Raw genomic sequence first — 19357 nt, 5'->3', positions numbered from 1 at the left:
ATCCTTTCGTCAGGTGCGTGTCGCGGCTCAGTTGGACTTGGCGGTGAGCCAGATCGTCACCGCGACGAGTCCTCCGAGGCCGAAGATCCAGATGAAGAGACCCTCGGAGACCGGGCCGAGGCTGCCGAGGTCGAAACCGCCGACCGACGGGTTCTCATCGATGTACCGCAGGTACGTGATGATGTCGTTCTTGTCCTCGGGTGAGAGGTTGAGGTCGCTGAAGACCGGCATGTTCTGGGGGCCGGTGACCATGGCCGCGTAGACGTGCACGGGATCGATGTTCGAGAGCCCTGGCGCCCACTTGCCTTCGGTCAGCGCGCCGCCCGCGCCGGCGACGTTGTGGCACATGGCGCAGTTGATGCGGAAGAGCTCGGCACCGTTGGCCGCGTCGCCATCGCCGGCGATGTAGCGGTCCGCGGGGATCGCGGGGCCGGCGGCGAGCTCGGCGACCCACGCGGCCATGGCGTCGGTCTGCTCCTGGGTGAACTGCACGGGCTTGACCTCGGCCTGGGGGCCGGAGGCGGCCATGGGCATGCGCCCGGTACCGACCTGGAAGTCGACGGCGAGGGCCCCGACGCCGATGAGGCTCGGACCCGCAGCGGTTCCTTCGGCCGCGAGGCCGTGGCAGCTGGCGCAGTTGGCGGCGAAGAGCTTGCCGCCTTCATCGACGAGCTCGGCACTCGCCGCGCGCGTCTCCGCCGTAGCGGACGTGGTGACGAGTGCGTAGACGCCTCCCGTGGCGAGCAGCCCCACCACGAGCAGAGCGGTGGTGGCCAGGGGGCTGCGGCGACCGGCCCGACGGGGGGATGCTGCGGAGGTGAATGCCATGGTGTGCTGCGTCTCGTTTCGTCTGTAGGGGGCGTCTCGTCGAAGAGGTGAGGGGCGCTGCGGTTATTGCAGGATGTAGATGACGAGGAACAGGCCGATCCAGACCACGTCGACAAAGTGCCAGTAATAAGAGACCACGATCGCGCTGGTCGCATCCCGATGTGTGAAGGTCTTCACGGCATATGCGCGGCCGATCACCAGGAGGAAGGCGATGAGGCCGCCGGTGACGTGCAGGCCGTGGAAGCCGGTCGTGAGGTAGAAGGCCGAGCCGAAGGCGTCAGAGTTGAGCGTGACGAACTCGCTCACGAGCACCGAGTACTCGTACACCTGGCCGGCGACGAACACAGCCCCCATGGCGTAGGTGAGGAAGAACCACTCGATCATGCCCCACTGCGTGGGCTTCCAGCCGGTGCGGCGCGGCTGCAGGCGCTCGGCGGCGAACACGCCGAACTGGGCGGTGACCGATGAGAGCACCAGGATCGTCGTGATCGTCGCGGCGAAGGGGATGTTGAACTTCTCCGTCCCCGCCGTCCACAGGTCGGGGGAGGTCGACCTGAGAGTGAAGTACATGGCGAACAGGCCGGCGAAGAACATGACTTCGCTGCCCAGCCAGACGATCGTGCCCACGGCGACGACGTTCGGTCGGTTGATCGTGGGCGCGCTGAGCGAGCTGGAGAGAGAGGTGCTGGTCACCCACCCATTATGACCGATGATTCTGATGGTTCGGGTCCGCCGACATGCCCAATGACACCTATTCAGTAGCCTGGGCGCATGCCCGCGACGCTCACCTGGCCGACTTTGCTCACGAGACTCCTCGAGCGCGAGGATCTCTCGATCGCCGACGCCTCCTGGGCGATGCGCCAGGTCATGTCGGGGGAGGTCACCGAGGCGCAGCTCGCCGGCTTCCTCGTCGCGTTGCGCGCGAAGGGCGAGACGGTCGACGAGATCGTGGGGTTCCGGGATGCTGCGCTCGCGCATGCACGCGAGGTGAGCATCCCGCCCATGGTCCTCGACATCGTGGGAACCGGGGGCGACCCGTACGGCGCCGTCGTGAACGTCTCCTCGATCGCGTCGATCGTCGTGGCGGCGACGGGCGTGCCCGTCGCCAAGCACGGCAACAAGGGTGCGAGCTCGGCCTCGGGCGCCTCGGATGTGCTCGGTGTGCTCGGCATCGACCTCGAGCTCGACCCGGAGGGGGTTGCGCGCGTGTTCGACGAGGTGGGGCTCACCTACCTGCACGCGCCGACCTTCCACCCCGGGTTCCGCCACGCTGGCCCGGCGCGCCGCGAGCTCGGCGTCTCCACCGTCTTCAACATTCTCGGCCCGCTGTGCAATCCGGCCCGCCCGGAGGCGTCGGCCGTCGGAGTCGCTCATCTCGACCGCGTTCCGCTCATGGTCGGCGTGTTCCGCACGCGCGGCGCGACGGCACTGCTGTACCGCGGTGATGACGGCATCGACAAGCTCACGACGACGGGGCACTCGCACGTGTGGGAGGTCTCGCGCGGCTCGGTGACGGAGCACGACCTCGACCCCAGCGACCTGGGCATCGCGACCGCGCAGATCGACGACCTGCTGGGGTCGACGCCGGAGCACAACGCGGGGCTAGCTCGCGCGGTGCTCGCAGGGGAGTCGGGCCCGGTGCGTGACATCGTGCTGCTCAACGCGGCAGCGGGGCTCGTCTCGTTCGCCCTCGCGCAGGATCCCGATCAGGTGCGCAGGCCGCTCGTCGAGCGTCTGGGGGAGCAGCTCGCGGTCGCGGCCGACGCGGTGGACTCGGGGCGCGCCGCGGCGAAGCTCGACGCGTGGGCCCACGCGACGCAGTCGGGGCGTGCCTGAGATGAGTGCGCGTCAGCTTCGGTTGGTCATCCAGGTGGACGACTACGACGCCGCGGTCGCCTTCTGGCGCGACGCGCTCGGTCTCGAGGAGACGGCCGCTTTCGAGGGCAAGGGGGATGCCCGCGTCATGATTCTCGAGGTGGGGCGCGCGACGCTCGAGCTCGCCAACGCCGCGCAGGTCGACCTCATCGACCGCATCGAGACCGACGGGCATCACAGCCCGCCGTTGCGCGTCGCCGTCGAGGTCGACGACTCTGTCGGTGTCAGCACCGAGCTACAGGAGGCTGGCGCCACCGTCGTCGCGTCGGCACGCGAGACGCCGTGGAAATCGCTCAACGCCCGACTGATCGCGCCGGACGGGGTCGAGCTCACCCTCTTCCAGGAGCTCGGCGGAGGCCCTTCGGTGCGTACGGACCGCTGAGCGCTCCTCTCGTACCAGCCTCAGTCCAATGCAGACACGTAGTACCAACGTCCGTCCTCGCGGAGGAAGCTGCTGTTCTCGCGCTGAGACCCGGCGCCGGCGGGGGAGCGGTAGAACGCTTCGAACTCGACCCTGCCCTCGCGATCGAGCGGCCCACCGGCACTCAAACCGAGGATGTCGAGTCGGTACCAGCGCAGTTCGGGATCGAGTTCGAGAGCTGGCGGGCGCGTCGAGCGATGCAACGTGGCGAGCAGGTACTCGGCGTCACCGACCGCGAAGGCGCTGAAGCGCGAGCGCATGAGCTGCTCGGCGGTCGCAGCGTGCGAGTCTTCGCGGTGCAGTCGGCCACAGCACTCGTCGTAGGGCAGCCCGCTGAGGCAGGGACAGCGCGTCGGCATGTGTCAGTTCCGCAGCACCTTCTCCATTGCCTTTCCCTTGGCGAGCTCGTCGACGAGCTTGTCGAGGTAGCGCACCCGCTGCATGAGGGGTTCTTCGATCTCTTCGACTCGCACGCCGCAGATCACGCCGGTGATGAGCGATGCGTTCGGGTTGAACCGTGACTGCTCGAAGAACTCGGCGAACGTCGCCTCCTCGCTCACATACCGTGCGATCGTCGCGTTGTCGAACCCGGTCAGCCACGTGATGACCTCGTCGAGCTCGGCCTTAGTGCGGCCCTTGCGCTCAAGCTTCGCGACGTAGAGCGGGTACACGGTCGCGACGGTCATGCGGGCGACCCGCTCGAGGGTTGCGGGTGCGGTGGCCATGCCAGACATGCTAGCGGGCAGGGCTCACAGCTGTGATGCAGCGGCGAGAGCGCAGTACTGTCGACGCATGCTGACCCGCAGTGAACGCTTGCGCCGACGGGTGAGGTTGGTCGTCGGCTTCACGATCGTCTACAACGTGGTCGAGGCCATCATCGCGATCTCTGCGGGTACGGTCGCCGGGTCGGCCGCGCTCATCGGCTTCGGGCTCGACTCGGTCATCGAGACGCTCTCGGCGATCGCGGTCGCGTGGCAGTTCACCCGCAAGGATCCGGAGCGCTGGGAGAGATCCGCTGTACGAGCGATCGCTGTCGCGTTCTTCCTCCTGGCGGGCTACCTCGTGATCGACGCCGTCCTGAGCCTCGTGACGGGGGAGCGGCCCGAAGAGAGCCCGTGGGGCATCGGCATCGCGCTGCTGAGCCTCCTCGTCATGCCTTTGCTCGCGTGGGTCGAGACGCGCACGGGTCGTGAGCTCGGCTCGGCCAGCGTGCAGGCAGACGCGAAGCAGCTGCTGCTGTGCACGTACCTTTCGGGCGCCGCGCTCGTGGGGCTCCTCGCCAACAGCCTGTTCGGGCTGTGGTGGGCGGACGCCGTCGCGGCCCTCGTGATCGCCGCCCTCGCCGTGCGCGAAGGGCTCGAAGCCTGGCGGGGCGGCGAACTCGAGTCATCCGTCGCCGTGCTCGGCGACCTCGACGACTGACGTCATCGCCAGCGCACTCGTCAGGCGCTCTCGAGCGGCAGCCATAGCTCGCACGTCGACGACGCGAAGTCGGGGCGACGTCGGCGCTCACCGGGAGAAGTCCTCGCGGATCGGCCGAGCTCAGTGCCGTGAGGCGCTCGTGCTCGGCCGCGGCCACGGTCATCCGGCGCCGCCGGATGTACTCGGAGAGCGGCATGCCGGCGAGCGACGAGAACATCCGCCGCAGGCGATACCCCTCCGGTACTCCATCAACGTCTCGCTCGACGGCTGCATCGACCACATGGCGGGCCGCCCCGACGAGGAGTCCCACCAGCACGCCGCGCAGACGATCGCCCGTGCCGACGCGATCATCCTCGGCCGCACGACCTACGAGCTCATGGAGTTCTGGTGCACCGCGGAGGAACTGCCCGCGTGGATGCGACCGTTCCGGGAGTCGATCACCGCGGCCAAGAAGTACCTCGTATCGAGCACGCGCGAGCCGGATGGTTGGAGCACGGAGCTGCGCACCGGCGATCCAGTGGACGCAATCAGGATGCTGAAGCAGCAACCAGGGGAGGGGCTCTACGTGGGCGGCGTCGCGCTGCCGCTTGCTCTCGCCGACGCAGGCCTCATCGACGAGTACGAGTTCGTCGTCTACCCGACGCTCGTGGGTCACGGGCCACGGCTGTTCGAGGGTCTCGCCGCGCCGCTCGACCTGCGACTCATCGGCACGACGCGCTTCGCCTCGGGTGCGCGCGCAGAGCGCTGCGTGCCCGCGACCACGCTGTAGTCGTCGCCGACCCGGCAGTGCCCCTGTGCGCCGTGTCGACGACTATCGGAGTTCAGGACGTTGTGAGTAGAACTCACGCATCCCTCGGCGCACGGCGCGCCAGATCACCGTGTAGGTGATCCACACCGACAGCACGATGATGCCGGCGGTGAAGACGAGCCACAGCAGGAAGCCCAGGATTCCCAGTGCGGCGAACGGTCCGAAGTCAGGGGAGGTGTTCATGAGCGTCACTCTAGACCCGGCTGGCGCACCCTTCGAGTGCCAACTTGGAGCGAGCTGACATAATGTGCATTATCGGATACTAGGTATGCGAGGAAGCATGGGCCGCTAGTCGGCTCTAGCGTGCGACGACGACGCCGGCACGCTCAGCCGCGGCCGCAAGCGCGTCGTCGAATGTTGCGAGTGCCGACTTTGTGGTCACGGCTGCGTGCAGAGCCACGGCATCCGGCATGCGTATTCGGTGCTCGCTCCGTACCCGCGCCAGCGCCTCGGCGGAGTTGGCCGTGATCGGAAGCACGTCCACTCCGATCGCTCTCAGAGACTCCATGGCCGAGGCCTCGCGACCTGCGCGGGTGGGATGTACGAGAGCCTCGGCCACCGTCAGCACGCTCGCACCGAACCCGTCAACGAGTCGCCGCTCGAGCAGATCCAGCGTCGCCTCGTGGTGCGCGTCGCTGCCGTCGAGGAAGGCGATGAGGACGTTCGCGTCGAGGATGATCACTCTGGCCACTCTGTCCGCAGGGTGGCCAGTGCGTCGCGTGGATAGGATCCCGTTGCAGCGCCCGCTGCGGTTCGGATGACCTCCCGCGCTCCCCCGCGCACCTCGAGGGTCGCGTGCCCTGCCTGCACAAGCCTGCGCAGGAGAGCTGGGCGATCGCCGCGCAGCTCGGGCCAGGCCGCCGCTGCATCGTCGAGAGCACGCGCGAGATCATCGGTCTCCGTCAGCATGTGGCGCGCTCGTGCGGTGGGCATGTCGAAAGTGTAGCACTGATAGCAAAGTGCAACACTGTCGCTTACGCGCCCACATACTCCGCGAGGTGCTGACCGGTCAGCGTCGCGCGGTCCGCGACGAGGTCGGCGGGTGTTCCCTCGAAGACGATGCGGCCGCCGTCGTGGCCCGCGCCGGGCCCGAGGTCGATGATCCAGTCGGCGTGCGCCATGACGGCCTGGTGATGCTCGATGACGATGACTGAGGTGCCGCTGTCGACGAGCCTGTCGAGCAGCCCGAGCAGCTGCTCGACGTCGGCGAGGTGCAGGCCGGTCGTGGGCTCGTCGAGTATGAGCACTCGGCCGGTGTCGGCCATCGCCATGGCCAGTTTGAGCCGCTGACGCTCGCCGCCCGAGAGGGTCGAGAGCGGTTGCCCGATCGTCAGGTAGCCGAGCCCGACGTCGTTGAGACGCTCGAGGATCGCATGGGCGGCGGGCACGCGTGACTCCCCCGTCGCGAAGAACCCCACGGCCTCGCTCACCGGCATCTCGAGCACGTCGGTGATGGTGGCTGAGCCCAGCCGGTACTCGAGCACGGACGCCTGGAAGCGCCGGCCGCCGCAGTCTTCGCACGGCGACGACACCGAGGCGAGCATCCCGAGATCGGTGTCGATGACGCCGGCACCCTTGCAGGTTGGGCACGCGCCCTCCGAGTTCGCGCTGAAGAGCGCCGGCTTGACGCCGTTGGCCTTCGCGAAGGCCTTGCGGATCGGCTCGAGCATGCCCGTGTAGGTCGCGGGATTGCTGCGCCGCGAACCGCGAATCGCCCCCTGGTCGACCGCGACGACGCCGTCGCGCCCGGCAATCGAGCCGTGAATGAGCGAGCTCTTGCCCGAGCCCGCGACACCGGTGACGACGACGAGGACGCCGAGGGGCACGTCGACATCGACGGCCTCCAGATTGTGGCTGGATGCTCCGCGCACCTCGATCGCACCCGAGGGCGTTCGCACCGAGGTCTTGAGGGTGACCCGATCGTCGAGGTGGCGGCCGGTGAGGGTGCCGCTCCCCCGCAACTGCGCGACGGTTCCCTCGAAGACGATCTCGCCGCCCGCCGTACCTGCGCGCGGCCCGAGGTCGACGACATGATCGGCGATCGCGATCGCCTCGGGCTTGTGCTCGACGACGAGCACCGTGTTGCCCTTGTCGCGCAGGCGCTTCAGCAGCTCGTTCATGCGCTGGATGTCGTGCGGGTGCAGGCCCACCGTCGGCTCGTCGAAGACATAGGTGACGTCGGTGAGCGAGGAGCCGAGGTGCCGGATCATCTTCGTGCGCTGCGCCTCTCCCCCGGAGAGCGTGCCGACTGGCCGATTAAGGCTCAGGTAGCCGAGCCCGATCTCGACGAACGAGTCGAGCGCGCCCTGCAGGGTCGTCAGCAGCGGGCCGACACCCGGTGCGTCGATCGTTCGCACCCAGATCGCGAGGTCGCTGATCTGCATCGCGCACGCCTCGGCGATGCTCACGCCATCGATGCGCGACGACCGGGCTGCCTCGCTCAGGCGGGTGCCCTCGCACTCCGGGCAGGCCGTGAAGGTGACGGCGCGCTCCACGAAGGCGCGGATGTGCGGCTGCATCGCGTCGACGTCCTTGCTGAGCATCGATTTCTGGATGCGCGGCACGAGCCCTTCGTAGGTCATGTTGATTCCCGACACCTTGACCTTGGTGGGTTCCTTGTAGAGGAAGGCCTGCAGCATCTCGGGGCTGAAGTCGCGGATCGGCACGGTGCCGTCAACGAGGCCCGACTCGGTGAAGATGCGCACCATCCAGCCGTCGGCCGTGTAGCCGGGCACCGTGATCGCGCCATCGTTGATCGCCCTGCCGTCGTCGTAGAGCTCGGAGAGATCGATGTCGTTCACCGCCCCCATGCCCTCGCATCGCGGGCACATACCGCCGAGGTAGATCTCGTTCTCGATCGTGACGGTCTCCCCGGTCGAGCTCGTCCTCTCGCCGCTCACGCGCGTCGTCGGCACGTTGAAGGAGAAAGCGTTGGGAGGCCCGATCTGCGGGTCGCCGAGGCGGCTGAACAGCACGCGAAGCAAGGCATTCGCATCCGTCGCCGTGCCGACGGTGGAGCGAGAGTTGGCTCCCATGCGCTCCTGGTCGACGATGATCGCGGTCGTGAGCCCCTCGAGCACGTCGACGTCCGGTCGCGCGAGACTCGGCATGAAGCCCTGCACGAACGCGCTGTACGTCTCGTTGATCATGCGCTGCGACTCGGCGGCGATCGTCGCGAAGACGAGCGAGCTCTTGCCCGAGCCCGACACGCCCGTGAAGACCGTCAGGCGGCGTTTCGGGATGTCGAGGCTCACGTCACGCAGATTGTTCTCGCGCGCGCCCTGCACGCGGATCATGTCGTGCATGTCGGCCGGATGCTGCGCTGAGGTCATGTCGACATTCTGGTGCCATGCACCGTCAGCGCGCGTCATTCTCGTCCCACCAACGCAGCACGCGCAGCGCGAAGAACGTGAGCCACGGCGAGCGCTCGCCGACGGGCACGTCGAGCTCGAACCAGACGCGACCCGGGTAGCGGCGCTCCTGCAGCCACGTGCCGTCGGGCTGCTGGGCGGCGCGGACGACCTCGATCGCGTCGGTGGCGCGCTCGTCGGGCGCGACGTCGTCGTGCAGGGATGCTCGGCGCACGTAGTCGAGGGCGTTGAGCGCTGTGTACACGTGGCGGAAGGGGTAGCCGAACGACGTCGCCCAGGGGCCGACGAGCTCGCCCGTCGACTCGCGGTAGAGCATCCGTCGCCGCAGCAAATATTCCTGGGCCGCCTGACGCGCCTCGCGGAGGCGCGCGTCGCCCGTCCTGATCTCCCAGTCGAGGATGCCCTTCAGCGAGTTGAGCGTCGAGGGGAAGCTCGCGCGCGTCGAGCCCTCGACCCACTCGCAGTTCCAGCCGCCTTCGGCCATCGCGTGCTCGGCGAACCAGGTGGCGATGCCCTCCACGTCGACACCGAGCCAGGCGCCGTTGGCGAGGGTGAAGCCGTTGATGCACGCGTCGACCTCGCCGCCCCAGTACGGCAGGTCGTCGTACTCCCACGTGCTGTTCGCCGCGAGCTTCTCGGCCGTGCCGGCGAGCGCCGACGCCTCCAGACCCCACTCGCGCAGGGTGTTGAGGGTCCACGTCGTCGCCGTCCACGGCTGGCCGGCACCGTCGGCCGCCTCGGGGCCGTGCCAGTCGAAGTCGCCGGGGAAGTAGGCGCCGCCCGCCACTGCCCGTCGGGGTCCTGGTGCGAGAGCAGTTCGGCCCCCATCCCCTCCGTCGCGATGCGGGCGCGCGTCGCCTGCCATACAGCCTCGGGCTCCTCGAGCAGATCGCGCTCGACCTGCCAGCGGAGGGTCGGATCGGTGTCGAGCATCCACTGCGTCACAGCCGGATCGATCCACATGCCGCGAGCGTAGACCCGCCAGCCGCTCGACAAGACCATGTCGCGCGCCAGCACGCGGCATTGCACGAGCTCTCTTACCGAAACCGACAGCTCGCACGTGATCAGGCGTATGAGATGTCCGAAACCGTGCGAGTGACGGAGCTGACGGTCGTTCTCGGGCCCCCGTCAAGCAGGGTTTGAGAAGCGGCGCAGGAGTGCGGGCAGCTCGGCGGGCTCGAACGGCTCCCCCGAGGCCTCGAGCTCGTCAGCCGTGAACCAGCGGTGCGCCGTCACGTCGACGTGCTCCTCCGCCGTCCAGTTCGTCGACGCAGGCGTGAAGCGCTCGCACCGCACCACGTAATACTCGGCATGGCCGCGGTCGTGATCGGCCTCGTCCCACGCGACGTCGAAGTCGAGGCTCCAGACCGGCTCGCCGACCGCATCGACCACGAGGCCCGTCTCCTCGAACAGCTCGCGCACGGCGGCCTGGGCGTGGTCCTCCCCCGGGTCCACTCCCCCGCCGGGCGTGATCCAGCGCGAGAAGCGGCTCGAGTCCGGCGCGGCCGTGAAGAACATCAGGGCAGCGCCGTCGGCGTCGAGGAGCAGAATGCGGGATGTCCGGCGCAGGCCCGCCGCCGCCGCCACTACTGCTCCGCTGCGGTGAAGAAGCTGACGTCGCCGACGAGCTTCGTGTTGTCCTCCGGCACGGGCTCGACGGCAGCCAGCGCGACCTCAGCGGCGAACTCGCTCACGTTGTAGAGGCGGCCAGCGGCCTCCTTGCGCGCGTCGATCGCGCCGGGGGCCGCCCGCTCGAGCAGGGTCGCCGTGATGGTGCCCTCGATCATGTCGCCCGAGACGACCGTGAACCCGATGCCGCGGTCGGCGAGCGTGCCGATGTGCTCCCGCAGAGCATCCTCTCCCGCACGCTTGGAGAGGGCGACGGCCTCGTACTCCGGCATCGTCGGCGTCGTGCGGATGAAGTGAGCCTGGTGGCTCGTCACGAAGACGACGCGCGAGCCCTCCCCCAGGAGCGGGAGCGCTGCGGTGAGCACGTTCACTTGCGCATCGCGGTTGAGGCGCAGCGCGTAGTCCTCGCCCATGCCCGACTCCATGCCGCCGGAGGCGTTGAGCACGAGGATCTCGAGGGTGCCGAAGCGGGAGCGGATCGTCTCCATCATCGACTCGACCGACGCGGGGTCGGTGAGGTCGGCACCGATCGCGATCGCCTCGGTGCCCGCTGCTTCGAGCTCGGCGACGAGCTTGTCGGCGCGCGGCGCCTTCGAGCGGTAGTTGATGACGACATTCGCGCCGGCGGCCGCGAAGTAGCGTGCCGTGTCGGCGCCGATGCCGCGCGAGGAGCCGGTGACAAGGGTGGTCGTGCCGGCGAGCTGGCCGGGCTGCAGAGGGCTGTTCACGGTTCTCGACCCTACCGGCTCGTGGCACCCGATCAACGGTCACCTCCCGGTGATAGCGTGAGCCGCACGCCGGGGAGGAGGGCATCGTGATCGATCTGACGCAGTATCTCTGGATCATCTGGCTCGTCTTCGTGATCATCTGCGTCATCATCGAGGTCGTCACACTCGAGTTCACCTTCCTCATGATCGCGGCGGGTTCGCTCCTGGGGGGCCTCGGCCTCAACCTCATCGGTGCCGAGTGGTGGGTGCAGGTGGGGGCAGCCGCGATCCTCTCCGCGCTGCTCCTCTTCACCATCAGACCCCTGCTGCTGCAAACGCTGCGCAAGGGCGCGGATCCGGCCAAGAGCAATGTCGATGCGCTCTACGGGATGCGTGCTCGCGTGCTGCTCCCCGTGACCGACACCGGCGGCCAGGTCAAGCTCGCCAACGGCGAGACCTGGACGGCGCGCCTCGCCGCCGACCTGACCGACCACCTCAGTCTCGGGGAAGGCGACCGCGTCGTCGTCACCCGTGTCGATGGAGCGACCGTGGAGGTCGCTCCGGAAGAAAGGAATGACCCCTCGTGATCGCTCCCTCGGAGTTCCTCGGGCAGATCTTCGTGATCGCCCTCCTCGTCGTCCTCGGCATCTTCGTCGTGGTCGTCCTCATTCGCGCCATCCGCATCGTGCCGCAGGCCTACGCGGGCGTCGTGGAGCGCCTCGGCCGCTACCACAAGACGCTCCAGCCGGGCCTCAACCTCCTCGTGCCGTTCATCGACCGCATGCGGCCTCTCGTCGACATGCGCGAGCAGGTCGTCTCCTTCCCCCCGCAGCCGGTCATCACCGAGGACAACCTCGTGGTCTCGATCGACACCGTCATCTACTTCCAGGTGACGGATGCTCGTGCCGCGACCTACGAGATCGCGAACTACCTCGCCGGAGTCGAGCAGTTGACCGTCACGACACTGCGCAACGTCGTGGGTGGCCTCAACCTCGAGGAGGCGCTCACGAGCCGCGACAACATCAACGGCCAGCTGCGCGTCGTGCTCGACGAAGCGACGGGCAAATGGGGCCTGCGCGTCAACCGCGTCGAGCTCAAGGCCATCGATCCGCCCGTGAGCATCCAGGACTCGATGGAGAAGCAGATGCGCGCCGAGCGCGACCGCCGCGCAGTCATCCTCACCGCGGAGGGCACCAAGCAGTCGCAGATCCTCGAGGCGGAGGGCGCGCGGCAGTCGGCGATCCTCAATGCGGAAGGTGACGCCAAGGCGCAGGTTCTGCGTGCGGAGGCGGAGGCGGAGGCGATCAAGATCGTCTTCGGCGCCATCCACGCCGGCAACCCGGACAGCAAGCTGCTCGCCTACGAATACCTGCAGACGCTGCCGAAGCTCGCCGAGGGCGACTCGAACAAGATGTGGATCATCCCGAGCGAGCTCACCGAGGCGCTCAAGGGCATCGGTCAGGGCTTCTTCGGCCCCGGCGGCACTCCGCCCAAGGCCTGAGCGGTGTCGCCGGACGACCACTACTTCTCCCCCGACGGCCCCCGCGTGCTCGCGCACCGGGGGCTCGCGGTGGAGGCGCCGGAGAACACCCTGCTCGCCTTCGCGCACGCGCTGGCCCTCGGCGTCGAGTACCTCGAGACCGACGTGCACGCGAGCGCGGAGGGGGTTGCGATGGTCGCGCACGACCCCGACCTGTCGCGCGTGATCGGTCGGTCCGAGAAGGTCAGCGATCTGACCGTCGCAGAGCTGGCAGCGCTCGACCTCGGCGAGGGGCAGCACATGCCCACCCTCGCCGAAGCCCTCGATGCCTTTCCCGACGCGCGCGTCAACATCGACCTCAAGGACGCCGCGGCGGTGCCCTCGGCTGTGGAGTCGATCACCTCGCTGCGGGCAGAGAAGCGCGTGCTGCTCACCTCGTTCAGCGAGCGGCGTCGGCGCGCGGCGATCGCCCGGCTCCCCGGTGTCGCCACGAGCGCGTCGGGGCCCCTCTTCGCGGGCGCGCTGCTCGCCGCCTCCGTACGCGGCGGACCCGCGGTGCGGCGCCTCCTGCGCGGCATCCAGGCGGTGCAGATTCCCGAGCGCGCGCTCGGCATGAACACGGTCACCCCTGGTCGGCTGCGCCAGTACCACGCAGCCGGCGTCGAGGTGCACGTGTGGACGATCAACGACGTCGACTCCATGCACCGCCTCCTCGACCTCGGGGTCGACGGCATCGTGACCGATCGTGCGGACCTCGCGATGGATGTGGTTCGCTCACGTCCGTAAGCGCTGGCAAGTCTCTGGGAAAGCCCCTGTTCACTGGGCGTGCACCCCCTCAGGGGTCTATACCTATACATGGATTTCCCGATGACTGATGGAGGTGCGCGATGGCAGATCGAACCCTGCGAGGCATGCGACTCGGCTCCCAGAGCATGCAGACGGAGGAAGGCGTGGAATTCGCGTCTCGTCAGCGCGTGCAGTTCCGTACCGCCGACGGCGAGACCTTCGACGTGATCTTCGCCTCCGATGCCGAGCTGCCCGACCGCTGGCAGTCCCCGAAGTCGGGCAAGGAAGGCGTGCAGCTCTCCCCCGACGGCACCCCGGTCGACCTCGTCGAGAGCGAGATCAAGGCCGCCCGCACGCACTGGGACATGCTGCTCGAGCGTCGCACGCGCGACGAGCTCGAAGAGCTTCTCGAAGATCGACTCGCTCTGCTGCGCGAGCGTCGCGGAGGCGCGGCGCGCAAGGGCGCTTAGGCGTCGGCGAGGGGTGACCGGCCGAGACGCGTCGCGACACCCCAGACGGTGACCCGCCAGAGGGCCTCGGCGACGATTCCCGGACCCATTTTGGATCGACCGCTCACGCGCTCCACGAACTGGATCGGCAGCTCGCGCACGCGCCCGCCGGCTCGCTCGACGCGCCACGCGAGCTCTACCTGGAAGCAGTAGCCCTGGGAGGAGACCACGGCGCGGTCCAGGCCGTCGAGAGCGCTCAGCCGGTAGACCCGAAAGCCCGCGGTGATGTCGCGGATGCCCGAACCGAGCATGGCGCGCGCGTACCGGTTGCCCGTGCGGGAGATGAACCGTCGCGACCACGGCCAGTTGACGACCGAGCCGCCCGGCACCCACCGGGAGCCGATCACGAGGTCGAGCTGCTCCGCTTCGGCCAGCGCGAGCATCCCCGGCAGCTCGAGCGGATCGTGCGAGCCGTCGGCGTCGATCTCGACGACGTACCGGTAGCCGCCCTCGCGCGCCCGTGCGAACCCGGCCAGGTACGCCGAGCCGAGCCCGCTCTTGGCCGAGCGATGCAGCACCACGATGCGGCTGTCGACGGCGGCCAGCTCGTCCGCGATCGCCCCCGTGCCGTCAGGTGAGGCGTCGTCGACGACGAGCACATCGGCGTCGGGCACGGCGTCGCGCACGCGGCCGACGAGGCTGCGGATGCTCGCGGCCTCGTTGTACGTCGGCACGACGACGAGGGTGCCCCTCATGCGGGCTCCCGTCGTGCGCTGACGCCGGCGATCGCGATGCTCGCGAGCGTGAGCAGGATCGCGAACCACTCGATCGTGCGTCCGAGCGCGTGCGCCGGCGTGATGGTGTCGCTCAGCGGCACCTCGGCGACCATCGTGCCCTTCTCGAACAGCGGCAGGGCGTCGATGGTCGAGCCGTCGGGAGCCACGATCGCGCTCGCTCCGACGGTCGATGCGTTGACGAGGCTGCGGCCCTGCTCGATGGCGCGCAAGCGCGCGATGCCGAGCTGCTGCACGCTCTGGTCGGTGCGCCCGAAGTCGGCGTTGTTGGTCGGCGCGAGCAGCACCTGGGCGCCCTCGTCGACCATGCGCTGCACGAGATCGTCGTCCACGATGTCGAAGCAGATCGCGATGCCCGCCATCACTCCGTCGATGTCGAACACGGTGTCCCGCTGGCCGAAGGCATAGTCGCGCGGCACGAGGTCGAACAGGTCGGGCGCGAGCGGGTAGAAGAACTCGCGCGCCGGCAGATACTCGGCGAAGGGCACGGGCCGCACCTTGTCGTACTGATCGAGAGCGCCCTCGCCGTCGCGCCACAGCAGCGCGCTGTTGAACGTCTCGTCACCGTCGACCGTGATCGTGCCGAGGACGACGGGAGCGTCGAGGCGATCGCTCACCTGGTCGAGCACCGCGGCAGAGAGCTCGCTGCGCAGGGGGTCGAGGTCGGAGGCGTTCTCGGGCCAGACGACCATGTCGAGATCGAGCCCGGTATCGAAGAGCGGCACGGTCGCGTCGTAGTGGTCCTGCAGGATGTCGCCGGGCTCGCGCCCGGCGAACAGCCCCGCATCGGAGTTGCCCTGCACCGCGGCGACGGTCGTCGTGCCCGTGACGGCCACGGGGAACGCGGGCCACACGAGGGCGGTCGCCGTGACACCGACGACGAGGATGCTGCGCCGCAGCACCCCCTCGCGCGACTCGATCGCCACGACGACGAGCAGCGCCGCGAGCGTGGCGAGCAGCCAGGTGAGGCCGGAGAAGCCGATCCACGCGGCCCAGTGCCCGAGCGGACCCTCGGCCTGACTGTGCGCGAGACGGCCCCACGCGAAGCCGCCGAACGGGAACGTGCTCGAGACGGCCTCCCGGAGCGTCCAGGCCCCCGCCACGATGACCGGGGTCAGCAGGAGGCGCCCGGCCGTGCCCGGCCAGGCTCGCGGAACCCAGCGCCAGGCCAGGGTGATGATGACAGCGCCGAGCGAGGTGAAGAACACCTGCGCGAGGGTGAGGGCGAGCCACGGCACGACGCCGAGGTAGATCGTGAGCCACTCGATGAGGGTGCCGTAGAAGGCGAAGCCGCTCACCGCGCCGACGAGGAGCGCCCCGCCGACGCTGCGACCGCGCAGGCTCGCGAGCACGAGCGCGACCCCGACGATCGTGAGCGGCCAGGCCGCGCCGTCGGGGAACCCGAGGTCGGTCATCCAGCCACCCAGCGCGCCCATCGCGAGGGCGAGCGGCAGCCGGGGCGCGGCGGGGAGCGACCACGACGAAGCGCGCGGAGCGGGAGCGTTCGTGCCGTGAGTCATCAGGCGACCGAGCTGTAGGCGACGATGCCGCGGCGGATCGCGTCGAGGGCCGACCGCGCGGTGCGCCCGACGGCGCCGTCGGCGACGATCGAGATCTGGTCGAGCAGGTCGATGGTCTGCTTGGTCCAGCGCACGAAGTCGCCCGCGGCCATGTCGGCGTCGCGCAGCACGACGTCGAGGCTCGCGCCCTGCGCCCAGCGCTGCATCGGGAGGGCGAGGGTCGTGGCGAGCGGGATCGACCCGGGCAGCCGGTGGTCGCGCTCGAGGTCGTCGAGTCGCGCCCACAGCTCCTGGGTGCGCTCGAGAGCGGGGCGGAAGGCGCCCCGCGGCAGGTTGTACTCGGGTGCCTGGCCGTCATCCCGACGGGCCTCGAAGATGATTGCACTCGCCATCGCGGCGAGGGAGGCGGGGTCGAGATCCTTCCAGTGCCCGCGACGCAGGCACTCGGCGACGAGCAGGTCGCGCTCCCCGTAGATGCGGCGCAGCGAGCGGCCATGGACGGTGAGGGCAGTGCGCCCGTGCTCGTCCTTCGTGAGGTAGCCGAGCTTCTCGAGCACGACCGTGACGCGGTCGAAGACCGCGGCGACGGCACCCGTGCGGCCCGAGATCTGGCGGCCGAGCTTGTCGTTCTCGCGCTTGAGCCGCCACCAGCGCTCCGCCCACCGGGAGTGCGCCTCGCGATCGGCGCAGCCATGGCAGGGGTGCGTGCGCATGCGCTTGCGCACGCCCTCCATCTGCTTCTGACGGCGTACGCGGTCTGCTTGCGAGGCGCCCTTCCCCGGGCCCGTCGAGCCCTTCTCGAGGTCGCTGAGCTCGCGTCGCAGGGCGGAGTACTCCGCGAAATCGCCGAGGTGGCACTCCATGGCCGTCGCGTAGCCCTGCAGAGACTCCTGCTGCTTGCGCACCGTGCGCGCGAGGTCGACGACGGCGCGGTCGGCCTGGAATTGCGCGAAGCTGCTCTCGAGAATGGTGCGGGCGCGGTCGCGGCCGAACTGCTCGATGAGGTTGACCGCCATGTTGTAGGTCGGCCGGAAGCTCGAGTTGAGCGGATACGTGCGTCGCGAGGCGAGCGAGGCGACCGCCTGCGGGTCGAGGCCGCCCGTCCATTGGATGACCGCGTGACCCTCCGTGTCGATGCCGCGCCTGCCTGCCCGGCCGGTGAGCTGGGTGTACTCCCCCGGCGTGATGGGAACGCGCGCCTCGCCGTTGAACTTCTCGAGCTTCTCGAGCACGACAGTACGTGCGGGCATGTTGATGCCCAGGGCGAGCGTCTCCGTCGCGAAGACCACGCGCAGCAGCTTCTTCTGGAAGAGCTCCTCGACGACCTCCTTGAAGGCCGGCAGAAGACCGGCATGGTGGGCGGCGACGCCGCGTTGCAGCCCGTCGAGCCACTCCCAGTAGCCGAGCACCGCGAGGTCATCGTCGCGCAGCGTGCGGCAGCGCTCTTCGACGATCGAGCGGATCTCGTCGCGCTCCGCCTGGTCGGTGAGGCGAAGACCCGAGCGCACGAGCTGGCGGACGGCGGCGTCGCACCCCGCCCGACTGAAGATGAAGAAGATCGCGGGCAGCAGGTTCCTGGCTCCGAGCATCCCGGCGATCGCGGCACGATCCATGCGGCCTTCATCGCCGCCGAAGCCGCCGGAGCGCCCCGAGCGCTTCTCCCACCGCTTCGGGTGGTGGCCGCGACCGCGGTGCACCTTCGCCCCGCCGGCGCGCGCGAGCTGCACGAGTTCCGGGTTGACGCGGTTCGTGGCCGCCTGCCCCGACGAGTCGAAGAGGTCGAGCAGCTTCGATCGCACGAGCACGTGCTGCGTGAGCGGTACGGGGCGGGTCTCGCTCACGATGACGTCGGTGTCGCCGCGCACGGCCTGCAGCCAGTCACCGAACTCCTCGGCGTTGGAGACTGTCGCGCTCAGGGAGATGAGCCGCACTGCGAGCGGCAGGTGGATGATCACTTCCTCCCACACGGCCCCGCGGAACCGGTCGGCGAGGTAGTGCACCTCGTCCATGACGACGTAGGCCAGATCGGTCAGGAGCGGCGAATCGGCGTAGAGCATGTTGCGCAGCACCTCGGTCGTCATGACGACGACGCGCGCGCTCGCGTTGATGTTCGTGTCGCCCGTGAGCAGCCCTACCTCGCTCGCTCCGTACTCGGCGACGAGCTCCGTGTACTTCTGGTTGCTGAGCGCCTTCATGGGCGCCGTGTAGAAGATCTTCGCCTTCGGCTCGAACATCGCGAGGAACACGCCGAACTCGGCGACGATCGTCTTGCCCGCACCCGTGGGGGCGGCGACGAGCACGCTGCGACCTTCCTCGAGCGCCTGGCACGCGGCAAGCTGGAACGGGTCGAGGTCGATCGCCAGACCGTCGCGGAAGGCGCGCAGTCGGGGAAGCCCGCGCAGGGTGCGCGCTGCCGCGAATCGTTCGGCCGGCGTGGGTTCTGCCGCCGGCACGCCGCTACTCGGCATCGGTGGGGATGCCGTAGCTCGCGTTCATGGCCGCCTCTCGCTTGGCGAGTCGACGGTCGTGGAAGGTCGCGATCGCCGCGGCGAGGAAGTACAGGCCCACCATGGGGATCGCGAGGAGGAACATCGACAGCACGTCAGCGGCAGGAGTGGCGAGAGCCGTGAACAGCGCGATCGCGACGATCGCCCAGCGCCAGCTCTTGAGGATCGACGCGGCGGTGAGCACCCGCGCGAAGTTGAGCATGACGAGCATGACGGGCAGCACGAAGCCGATACCGATCGCGATGATGAGCTTGAGCGAGAAGTCGAGGTAGACCCGCGCCGTGAGCAGCGTCGTCGTGTCATCGGGAGCGAAGCCGGTCAGAAGGCTCACGATGTTGGGCAGGATGAGCCAGCCCGTAGCGCAGCCCGCGAGGAAGAGCGGCACGGCCGCGCCGAGGAATCCGATCGCGTAGCGCTTCTCGCGCTGATGCAGAGCGGGCACGATGAAGGCCCACAGCTGATACAGCCAGATGGGCGAGGCGATCACGACGCCGAGCGTGAGAGTGATGAGCAGTCGGGTGTCGAACGCCTCGGTCACCGTGGTGTAGCTGATCGCGGCCTCGCGGTCGGCGCGCTCGGCGAACTCGAGCACGGGTCGGCTGAGCTCGGCCCAGACGATGTCGACGAGGAACCAGCCGCCGACCGCGGCGACCAGGATCGCCGCACCGGCGCGCGTGAGTCGCTTGCGCAACTCGACGAGGTGCTGGCCGAGGGACATGCGGCCCTCGGGATTCCGGGACCGCGGCGGGCGGTCTGCCAC

The 19357-nt window shown here is 69.0% G+C and carries 22 protein-coding genes and 2 pseudogenes; 8 read left to right on the top strand and 16 right to left on the bottom strand.

Annotation, left to right across the window (positions count from 1 at the left end; genetic code table 11):
• Nucleotides 1-27: 27 nt before the first annotated feature.
• Together qcrC and ctaE are read right to left on the bottom strand one after the other, a co-directional pair.
• Nucleotides 28-828, bottom strand: a complete 801-nt coding sequence (gene qcrC, locus IE160_RS06735) for a cytochrome bc1 complex diheme cytochrome c subunit (protein ID WP_191150595.1) — start codon at nt 826-828, stop codon at nt 28-30.
• A gap of 63 nt (nt 829-891) precedes the next feature.
• Nucleotides 892-1521: an aa3-type cytochrome oxidase subunit III gene (ctaE, locus tag IE160_RS06730; RefSeq protein WP_191150594.1), complete on the bottom strand. Its 630-nt coding sequence runs from the start codon at nt 1519-1521 to the stop codon at nt 892-894.
• Between the two features lie 78 nt (nt 1522-1599).
• Between ctaE and trpD the strand changes: the two genes are divergently transcribed.
• Nucleotides 1600-2664 (top strand): anthranilate phosphoribosyltransferase, encoded by a 1065-nt coding sequence (gene trpD, locus IE160_RS06725; RefSeq protein ID WP_191150593.1) that lies wholly within the window; start codon nt 1600-1602, stop codon nt 2662-2664.
• A 1-nt stretch (nt 2665) separates the two neighbouring features.
• Nucleotides 2666-3085, top strand: a complete 420-nt coding sequence (locus IE160_RS06720) for a VOC family protein (protein WP_191150592.1) — start codon at nt 2666-2668, stop codon at nt 3083-3085.
• A gap of 20 nt (nt 3086-3105) precedes the next feature.
• Here IE160_RS06720 and IE160_RS06715 read toward each other — a convergent pair whose 3' ends face one another.
• Nucleotides 3106-3483 (bottom strand): YchJ family protein, encoded by a 378-nt coding sequence (locus IE160_RS06715; RefSeq protein ID WP_191150591.1) that lies wholly within the window; start codon nt 3481-3483, stop codon nt 3106-3108.
• A gap of 3 nt (nt 3484-3486) precedes the next feature.
• Nucleotides 3487-3849 (bottom strand): DUF2200 domain-containing protein, encoded by a 363-nt coding sequence (locus tag IE160_RS06710; protein ID WP_179871927.1) that lies wholly within the window; start codon nt 3847-3849, stop codon nt 3487-3489.
• A gap of 67 nt (nt 3850-3916) precedes the next feature.
• On the opposite strand from IE160_RS06710, the gene IE160_RS06705 reads away from it, so the two are divergent.
• Entirely contained in the window at nt 3917-4546 is a 630-nt protein-coding gene (locus tag IE160_RS06705) for a cation efflux transmembrane domain-containing protein (protein WP_191150590.1), read from the top strand.
• 142 nt (nt 4547-4688) lie between these two features.
• On the opposite strand, the pseudogene IE160_RS12540 reads toward IE160_RS06705, so the two are convergent.
• Nucleotides 4689-4826, bottom strand: a pseudogene (locus IE160_RS12540) (helix-turn-helix transcriptional regulator); the annotation flags it as partial.
• On the opposite strand from IE160_RS12540, the gene IE160_RS06700 reads away from it, so the two are divergent.
• Complete coding sequence (locus IE160_RS06700; protein ID WP_191150589.1) at nt 4827-5315, top strand: dihydrofolate reductase family protein; 489 nt, start codon at nt 4827-4829, stop codon at nt 5313-5315.
• A gap of 42 nt (nt 5316-5357) precedes the next feature.
• Here the strand turns inward: IE160_RS06700 and IE160_RS06695 are convergent, their stop codons facing one another.
• The 7 genes and pseudogenes from IE160_RS06695 to IE160_RS06665 form a co-directional block, all read right to left on the bottom strand.
• Nucleotides 5358-5537 carry a hypothetical protein gene (locus tag IE160_RS06695; RefSeq protein ID WP_179871925.1) on the bottom strand — a complete coding sequence of 60 codons (180 nt, stop codon included), beginning with the start codon at nt 5535-5537 and terminating at the stop codon, nt 5358-5360.
• Between the two features lie 115 nt (nt 5538-5652).
• Nucleotides 5653-6036: a type II toxin-antitoxin system VapC family toxin gene (locus IE160_RS06690; RefSeq protein ID WP_191150588.1), complete on the bottom strand. Its 384-nt coding sequence runs from the start codon at nt 6034-6036 to the stop codon at nt 5653-5655.
• Complete coding sequence (locus tag IE160_RS06685) at nt 6033-6287, bottom strand: hypothetical protein (RefSeq protein ID WP_179871923.1); 255 nt, start codon at nt 6285-6287, stop codon at nt 6033-6035. Before IE160_RS06685 ends, IE160_RS06690 begins: the two co-directional genes overlap by 4 nt.
• Nucleotides 6288-6328: 41 nt before the next feature.
• Nucleotides 6329-8686: an ATP-binding cassette domain-containing protein gene (locus IE160_RS06680; protein WP_179871922.1), complete on the bottom strand. Its 2358-nt coding sequence runs from the start codon at nt 8684-8686 to the stop codon at nt 6329-6331.
• A 25-nt stretch (nt 8687-8711) separates the two neighbouring features.
• A pseudogene (locus tag IE160_RS06675) lies at nt 8712-9688 on the bottom strand (squalene cyclase).
• 165 nt (nt 9689-9853) lie between these two features.
• A complete protein-coding gene (locus IE160_RS06670) occupies nt 9854-10312 on the bottom strand; it encodes an NUDIX hydrolase (protein ID WP_191150587.1) in 459 nt (152 codons plus the stop codon).
• Nucleotides 10312-11082 carry an SDR family oxidoreductase gene (locus IE160_RS06665; RefSeq protein ID WP_179871916.1) on the bottom strand — a complete coding sequence of 257 codons (771 nt, stop codon included), beginning with the start codon at nt 11080-11082 and terminating at the stop codon, nt 10312-10314. Before IE160_RS06665 ends, IE160_RS06670 begins: the two co-directional genes overlap by 1 nt.
• Nucleotides 11083-11168: 86 nt before the next feature.
• On the opposite strand from IE160_RS06665, the gene IE160_RS06660 reads away from it, so the two are divergent.
• The 4 genes from IE160_RS06660 (at nt 11169) to IE160_RS06645 (ending at nt 13797) form a co-directional block, all read left to right on the top strand.
• Nucleotides 11169-11648 carry an NfeD family protein gene (locus IE160_RS06660; RefSeq protein WP_224744388.1) on the top strand — a complete coding sequence of 160 codons (480 nt, stop codon included), beginning with the start codon at nt 11169-11171 and terminating at the stop codon, nt 11646-11648.
• Nucleotides 11645-12562 carry an SPFH domain-containing protein gene (locus IE160_RS06655; RefSeq protein WP_152582782.1) on the top strand — a complete coding sequence of 306 codons (918 nt, stop codon included), beginning with the start codon at nt 11645-11647 and terminating at the stop codon, nt 12560-12562. The genes IE160_RS06660 and IE160_RS06655 overlap by 4 nt, the downstream gene beginning before the upstream one ends.
• Before the next feature lie 3 nt (nt 12563-12565).
• Nucleotides 12566-13327, top strand: a complete 762-nt coding sequence (locus IE160_RS06650) for a glycerophosphodiester phosphodiesterase family protein (RefSeq protein ID WP_191150586.1) — start codon at nt 12566-12568, stop codon at nt 13325-13327.
• Between the two features lie 101 nt (nt 13328-13428).
• The gene (locus IE160_RS06645) at nt 13429-13797 is read left to right on the top strand and encodes an RNA polymerase-binding protein RbpA (protein ID WP_179871914.1); all 369 of its coding nucleotides are present in this window, start codon (nt 13429-13431) and stop codon (nt 13795-13797) included.
• On the opposite strand, the gene IE160_RS06640 is transcribed toward IE160_RS06645, so the two are convergent.
• Genes IE160_RS06640 through tatC form a run of 4 tightly spaced genes read right to left on the bottom strand, consistent with a single transcriptional unit; the run spans nt 13794 to nt 19357 of the window.
• Nucleotides 13794-14531 (bottom strand): polyprenol monophosphomannose synthase, encoded by a 738-nt coding sequence (locus tag IE160_RS06640; protein ID WP_179871913.1) that lies wholly within the window; start codon nt 14529-14531, stop codon nt 13794-13796. The two genes, IE160_RS06645 and IE160_RS06640, sit on opposite strands and share 4 nt — an antisense overlap.
• On the bottom strand, nt 14528-16090 hold the full coding sequence (gene lnt / locus IE160_RS06635; RefSeq protein ID WP_191150585.1) for an apolipoprotein N-acyltransferase: 1563 nt from the start codon (nt 16088-16090) through the stop codon (nt 14528-14530). The genes IE160_RS06640 and lnt overlap by 4 nt, the downstream gene beginning before the upstream one ends.
• On the bottom strand, nt 16090-18558 hold the full coding sequence (locus IE160_RS06630) for a DEAD/DEAH box helicase (RefSeq protein ID WP_191150584.1): 2469 nt from the start codon (nt 18556-18558) through the stop codon (nt 16090-16092). The genes lnt and IE160_RS06630 overlap by 1 nt, the downstream gene beginning before the upstream one ends.
• Nucleotides 18548-19357: a twin-arginine translocase subunit TatC gene (gene tatC / locus IE160_RS06625; protein ID WP_349815712.1), complete on the bottom strand. Its 810-nt coding sequence runs from the start codon at nt 19355-19357 to the stop codon at nt 18548-18550. Before tatC ends, IE160_RS06630 begins: the two co-directional genes overlap by 11 nt.

The organism is Chryseoglobus sp. 28M-23, assembly GCF_014789785.1.
Taxonomy (GTDB): domain Bacteria; phylum Actinomycetota; class Actinomycetes; order Actinomycetales; family Microbacteriaceae; genus Microcella; species Microcella indica.
The sequence above is the reverse complement of the archived record's forward strand: the minus strand, read 5'-3'. Positions and strand labels throughout refer to the sequence as shown.

Bases quoted from the DNA above. Each gene is read 5' to 3' on its own strand.
- IE160_RS06685 (WP_179871923.1), bottom strand. From the start codon at position 6,287: ATGCCCACCGCACGAGCGCGCCACATGCTGACGGAGACCGATGATCTC.
- IE160_RS06710 (WP_179871927.1), bottom strand. From the start codon at position 3,849: ATGGCCACCGCACCCGCAACCCTCGAGCGGGTCGCCCGCATGACCGTC.
- IE160_RS06705 (WP_191150590.1), top strand. From the start codon at position 3,917: ATGCTGACCCGCAGTGAACGCTTGCGCCGACGGGTGAGGTTGGTCGTC.
- IE160_RS06630 (WP_191150584.1), bottom strand. From the start codon at position 18,558: ATGCCGAGTAGCGGCGTGCCGGCGGCAGAACCCACGCCGGCCGAACGA.
- IE160_RS06720 (WP_191150592.1), top strand. From the start codon at position 2,666: ATGAGTGCGCGTCAGCTTCGGTTGGTCATCCAGGTGGACGACTACGAC.
- IE160_RS06640 (WP_179871913.1), bottom strand. From the start codon at position 14,531: ATGAGGGGCACCCTCGTCGTCGTGCCGACGTACAACGAGGCCGCGAGC.
- IE160_RS06715 (WP_191150591.1), bottom strand. From the start codon at position 3,483: ATGCCGACGCGCTGTCCCTGCCTCAGCGGGCTGCCCTACGACGAGTGC.
- qcrC (WP_191150595.1), bottom strand. From the start codon at position 828: ATGGCATTCACCTCCGCAGCATCCCCCCGTCGGGCCGGTCGCCGCAGC.
- IE160_RS06700 (WP_191150589.1), top strand. From the start codon at position 4,827: ATGGCGGGCCGCCCCGACGAGGAGTCCCACCAGCACGCCGCGCAGACG.
- IE160_RS06695 (WP_179871925.1), bottom strand. From the start codon at position 5,537: ATGAACACCTCCCCTGACTTCGGACCGTTCGCCGCACTGGGAATCCTG.
- IE160_RS06645 (WP_179871914.1), top strand. From the start codon at position 13,429: ATGGCAGATCGAACCCTGCGAGGCATGCGACTCGGCTCCCAGAGCATG.
- trpD (WP_191150593.1), top strand. From the start codon at position 1,600: ATGCCCGCGACGCTCACCTGGCCGACTTTGCTCACGAGACTCCTCGAG.
- lnt (WP_191150585.1), bottom strand. From the start codon at position 16,090: ATGACTCACGGCACGAACGCTCCCGCTCCGCGCGCTTCGTCGTGGTCG.
- IE160_RS06680 (WP_179871922.1), bottom strand. From the start codon at position 8,686: ATGACCTCAGCGCAGCATCCGGCCGACATGCACGACATGATCCGCGTG.